4 protein-coding genes and 1 pseudogene are annotated in these 4,307 nt (G+C 50.2%); 2 read left to right on the forward strand and 3 right to left on the reverse strand.

Features of this window, described 5'->3' with window-relative positions; translation table 11 throughout:
* The 3 genes and pseudogenes from ACTHUT_RS14605 to yajC all read right to left on the reverse strand — a co-directional run.
* Positions 1-221: pseudogene (locus ACTHUT_RS14605) on the reverse strand (protein translocase subunit SecF); the annotation flags it as partial.
* Between the two features lie 3 nt (positions 222-224).
* Positions 225-2,078 (reverse strand): protein translocase subunit SecD, encoded by a 1,854-nt coding sequence (gene secD, locus ACTHUT_RS14610; protein ID WP_250599887.1) that lies wholly within the window; start codon positions 2,076-2,078, stop codon positions 225-227.
* A gap of 75 nt (positions 2,079-2,153) precedes the next feature.
* The gene (yajC, locus tag ACTHUT_RS14615; protein ID WP_003678762.1) at positions 2,154-2,420 is read right to left on the reverse strand and encodes a preprotein translocase subunit YajC; all 267 of its coding nucleotides are present in this window, start codon (positions 2,418-2,420) and stop codon (positions 2,154-2,156) included.
* A gap of 177 nt (positions 2,421-2,597) precedes the next feature.
* Between yajC and ACTHUT_RS14620 the strand changes: the two genes are divergently transcribed.
* Together ACTHUT_RS14620 and ACTHUT_RS14625 are read left to right on the forward strand one after the other, a co-directional pair.
* Positions 2,598-3,656, forward strand: coding sequence for a histone deacetylase family protein (locus tag ACTHUT_RS14620; RefSeq protein WP_250599885.1), 1,059 nt, complete (start codon positions 2,598-2,600; stop codon positions 3,654-3,656).
* 236 nt (positions 3,657-3,892) lie between these two features.
* The coding region (locus ACTHUT_RS14625) for an alcohol dehydrogenase catalytic domain-containing protein (protein WP_440418959.1) at positions 3,893-4,307 on the forward strand (415 nt) is incomplete at its 3' end.

Below are 4,307 nucleotides of genomic sequence, written 5' to 3' on the forward strand. Positions count from 1 at the left end.
CCCATTTTCAGCGTATCGAGGCGTTCGCGCGTTTGATTCACATCCACGCACTGCTGATATTGGACTTCCATTACCGTACCGCCGGTAAATTCGACGGAGAAATTCAGGCCTTTGGTTACCAAAAAGAACACGGCGGCGATAAACGTAACCAACGAAATAAAGGTCGTCAGTTTGCCGTAGCTCATAAACGGAATATCGCGTTTGATTTTAAATAATTCCATGTTTTACTCCTTGCCTTCTGCCATTTCAGCTTTCGGCTTCCATACCGCACCAATGGAAATATTCCGCAATTTGCGACGGCGGCCGTACCACAGGTTAACCAAAGCACGGAACACGACCACAGACGAATACATCGAGGTCAGAATACCGATACAGTGCACAACGGCAAAACCACGTACAGGGCCGGAACCGAATACCAACAAAGCAATACCGGCAATCAGAGAGGTCAAGTTAGAGTCGACAATGGTTGCCCAAGCATGTTGGAAACCGAGGTTGATGGCCTGTTGAGGTGGTATACCTGCGCGTAATTCTTCACGGATACGTTCGTTAATCAATACGTTGGAGTCAATCGCCATACCCAATGTCAATGCCAACGCAGCAATACCCGGCAGGGTCAGCGTTGCCTGCATGGCAGACAAAATACCTACCAAGAACAAGATATTGGTACTCAAAGCGATGGTAGAGAAGAAACCCATCAGGCGGTAGTAAACCACCATAAATGCGGCAACGGCGGCAAAGCCCCACAAGGTAGAATTGAAACCTTTTTCAATGTTTTCCTTACCCAAAGACGGGCCGATGGTACGTTCTTCGACAATCTGCATAGGCGCAGCCAGCGAACCGGCACGCAGCAACAATGAAGTATCGTTAGCTTCGGCAGTTGTCATGCTACCGGAAATTTCCACACGGCCACCGGTAATGGCGGAGCGGATGACAGGCGCAGTCACAACTTCGGATTTACCTTGGTCGATCAACACCATAGCCATACGTTTACCCACATTGGCCGAAGTCAATTCGCCAAAAATGCTGCCACCTGCGCTGTCCAAGCTCAGGCTCACAGCAGGAGCGCCCATTTGGTCAAAGCTAGGTTGCGCGTCGTTGATGTTGTCGCCGGTCAGTTCAACTTGTTTGTTGACCAAAATAGTTTCCGGACGATCACCACCGCTTGACAGCAACTCGTAACCAGTTGGCACATTACCGTTCAAGGCTTCTTGCAATTTAATCGGATCGTCTTCCACCATGCGCACTTCCAAAGTCGCGGTACGACCGATAATGTCTTTTGCTTTGGCAGTATCTTGTACACCCGGCAGCTGTACGACAATGCGATCAAGGCCGGATTGTTGAATAACTGGTTCTGCCACACCCAATTCGTTCACACGGTTGTGCAAAGTGTTGATGTTTTGTTTTACCGCATCAGTGCGTACTTTATTGATCGCCTCTTCAGACAGAGTTAGCAGGATATTGTTGCCGTCTGCAAGCAAAGTGGCTTCAGGGAACATTTTTTGCAACTGAGGCAAGGCCTTTTGTACATCGGCAGCATCTTGCAGAGGCACGGTCAGACCGTTTTCAGTCTGATGTACCGTACCGGTACGGATTTTTTCGCGGCGCAATTCGCGGCGGATGTCGCCGGCGTAACGTTCAAACGTTTTCTGCATCGCGGCTTTCATGTCCACCTGCATGGTGAAATGCACACCGCCGCGCAAGTCCAGACCCAAGAACATCGGATTGGCTTTAATTTTCGCCATCCACTCAGGACTGTCCGCCAAAAGATTGAGCGCGGTAATATAGCCTTCGCCCAAAGTGTTTTCGATGACATCACGCGCTTTCAATTGCGTTTCAGTATCTTTAAAACGCACTTTCAGCGAGTTATCGACAATGAACATACCGTCAGTCTGAATACCTGCGCTTTGCAACGCAGAAGACACTTTAGACTGGGTTTGCTCATTGATAACGATGGCTTGTCGGTTGGTCGATACCTGTACAGCAGGCGTTTCACCGAAAAGGTTGGGCAGCGAATATACGGCCGCAACCACAATCGTGAACGCAATCAGCAGGTATTTCCATAAAGGATAACGGTTCATGGTAAACCTTTGCTTTATTTATAAAGGCAAACAGCCGCACTCGGAAAATGAGGCGGCTTTTCGCAAAAAAACGGATTATTCGGCTTTCGCGGCAATCGCGTTGCGTTCCACTTCCACTTCGATTCTCGCACCTTGGCCGATGTCGACAGTGTAGAATTGCTCGCCGACTTTGGTCACACGGCCTTTGAACCCTGCAGCCAAAACGACTTTATCGCCTACTTTCAAAGCAGCCAGCATAGCTTGGTGTGCTTTGAATTTCTTTTGTTGAGGACGCATAATCAGGAAGTAAAACACCACCATAATCAGCAGTAAAGGGGCAAATTGAGCCACAGCTTGATTCATAATATATCCGTTCTTTTGAGTTTTAAGATAAAGTAAAAAACTGCATACAGCCCAAAACGCAGTTGGTCGGACTGTAAAATTGAGCTATTCTAAAGGCCGTCTGAAAAATTTCCAAGCATTTCCGTATTTATTAACCATATTTAGCAGTCCGTGCGACTCGTTCGAGACACACTTTCCATGCTTAAAAAAATCATTTGGCGCGTGCGTACCCTACTGCGTCGATTACTTGGCAAAAATGCCCGCACCGTATGGATTTCCCATCCTATATTTCTGCAGCACCAGCCGGGCACCAACCACCCCGACAAGCCAGAACGCATCAGCGCCATTCAAGCCGCCTTAAAAAAGGAAGGCATTTGGCGTCATCTGCAAACCGCTGAAGCACCCGAAATAAAAGATGCGCAACTGGCATTGGTCCACTCGCGCAACTATCTGCACGAATTAGAGGCCGCACAGCCGCTCCCCGGCAAAATCCACCGCATCGATGACGATACCGTCATCTGCCACGACTCCCTCCAAGCCGCCCGTTTTGCGGCCGGCGCCGTCGTCAAGGCAGTCGATATGGTGATGAATAAAAAGGCCTGGCATGCTTTTTGCGGCATCCGCCCACCCGGCCACCATGCCCACAGTAACAGCGCCGGCGGATTTTGCCTGATCAACAACGTTGCCGCCGGCATGATGCACGCCATTGCCCAATACCGCCTGCAACGAATTGCCGTCATCGATTTCGACGTCCACTTCGGCGATGGAACGGCGGAGATTCTCCAAGACGATCCGCGCGTGATGTTTTTCAACCTGTTTGAAACCGACATCTTTCCCTTCCCGGAAGCGGAACAATACGCCGGCAATAAGAATATGCTGCATACGCCCCTCAAACCGGGCACAGGCAGCCGTATCTTCCGCACGACCATCCGCGAACAATGGCTGCCCAAGCTCACGGCCTTCCGCCCCGAGTTGGTGTTGCTTTCGGCAGGTTTTGACGGGCACAAACAAGACGAAACAGGCCGTCTGAACCTGCATGAAGCCGATTTTGCCTGGTTGACGCACAAAATCGTCCAAGCAACGACAAGCTGTCAAGGACGTGTCGTTTCCGTACTGGAGGGCGGATATACCTTGGAATCCATGTCTAAATCCGCCGCCGCCCACATCCGCGTATTGGCAGGCTTAAGCAAGGCCGACTACGTCATCGCCTACCAAAAGCATTTGAAGCGCGGCAAAAGTAACAATCCTACGCAATAACGCATTTAAACTATCGACCCAGGCCGTCTGAAAACACATCATCCGTTTCAGACGGCCGGCCTTTTTTTTCATTTACACACGTTAATTTGAGCAAAGACAAACCATTTCCATATTATCAGTAGTAAAATAACAAAAATAAAACGGACAAATAAAAATAGTTCACACACCTCACTGCTACCCTTTCCCCAATTGACCGTCTTTTCAGACGGCCTCCATTTAAAAAAAGGAGCGTTACAATGAAAGCAGCACGTTTTTACAATAAAGGCGACATCCGCATCGAAGACATTCCAGAGCCAACCGTCGCTCCGGGTACTGTCGGCATTAATGTTGCGTGGTGCGGTATCTGCGGTACCGACCTGCACGAATTCATGGAAGGCCCGATTTTCATTCCGCCTTGCGGCCATCCACACCCAATCTCAGGCGAGTCAGCACCAGTCACCATGGGTCACGAGTTCTCCGGCGTGGTTTATGCCGTAGGCGAAGGCGTGGACGACATCAAAGTCGGCCAACACGTCGTGGTCGAACCCTACATCATCCGCGACGACGTACCGACCGGCGAAGGCAGCAACTACCACCTCTCCAAAGACATGAACTTCATCGGCTTGGGCGGCTGCGGTGGCGGCTTGTCTGAAAAAATCGCCGTCAAACGCC

The organism is Neisseria sp. P0022.S010, from assembly GCF_051956635.1.

What these genes read in the sequence shown, in the direction of transcription:
- ACTHUT_RS14620 (WP_250599885.1), top strand. Translation starts at nt 2,598, where the DNA reads ATGCTTAAAAAAATCATTTGGCGCGTGCGTACCCTACTGCGTCGATTA.
- secD (WP_250599887.1), bottom strand. Translation starts at nt 2,078, where the DNA reads ATGAACCGTTATCCTTTATGGAAATACCTGCTGATTGCGTTCACGATT.
- yajC (WP_003678762.1), bottom strand. Translation starts at nt 2,420, where the DNA reads ATGAATCAAGCTGTGGCTCAATTTGCCCCTTTACTGCTGATTATGGTG.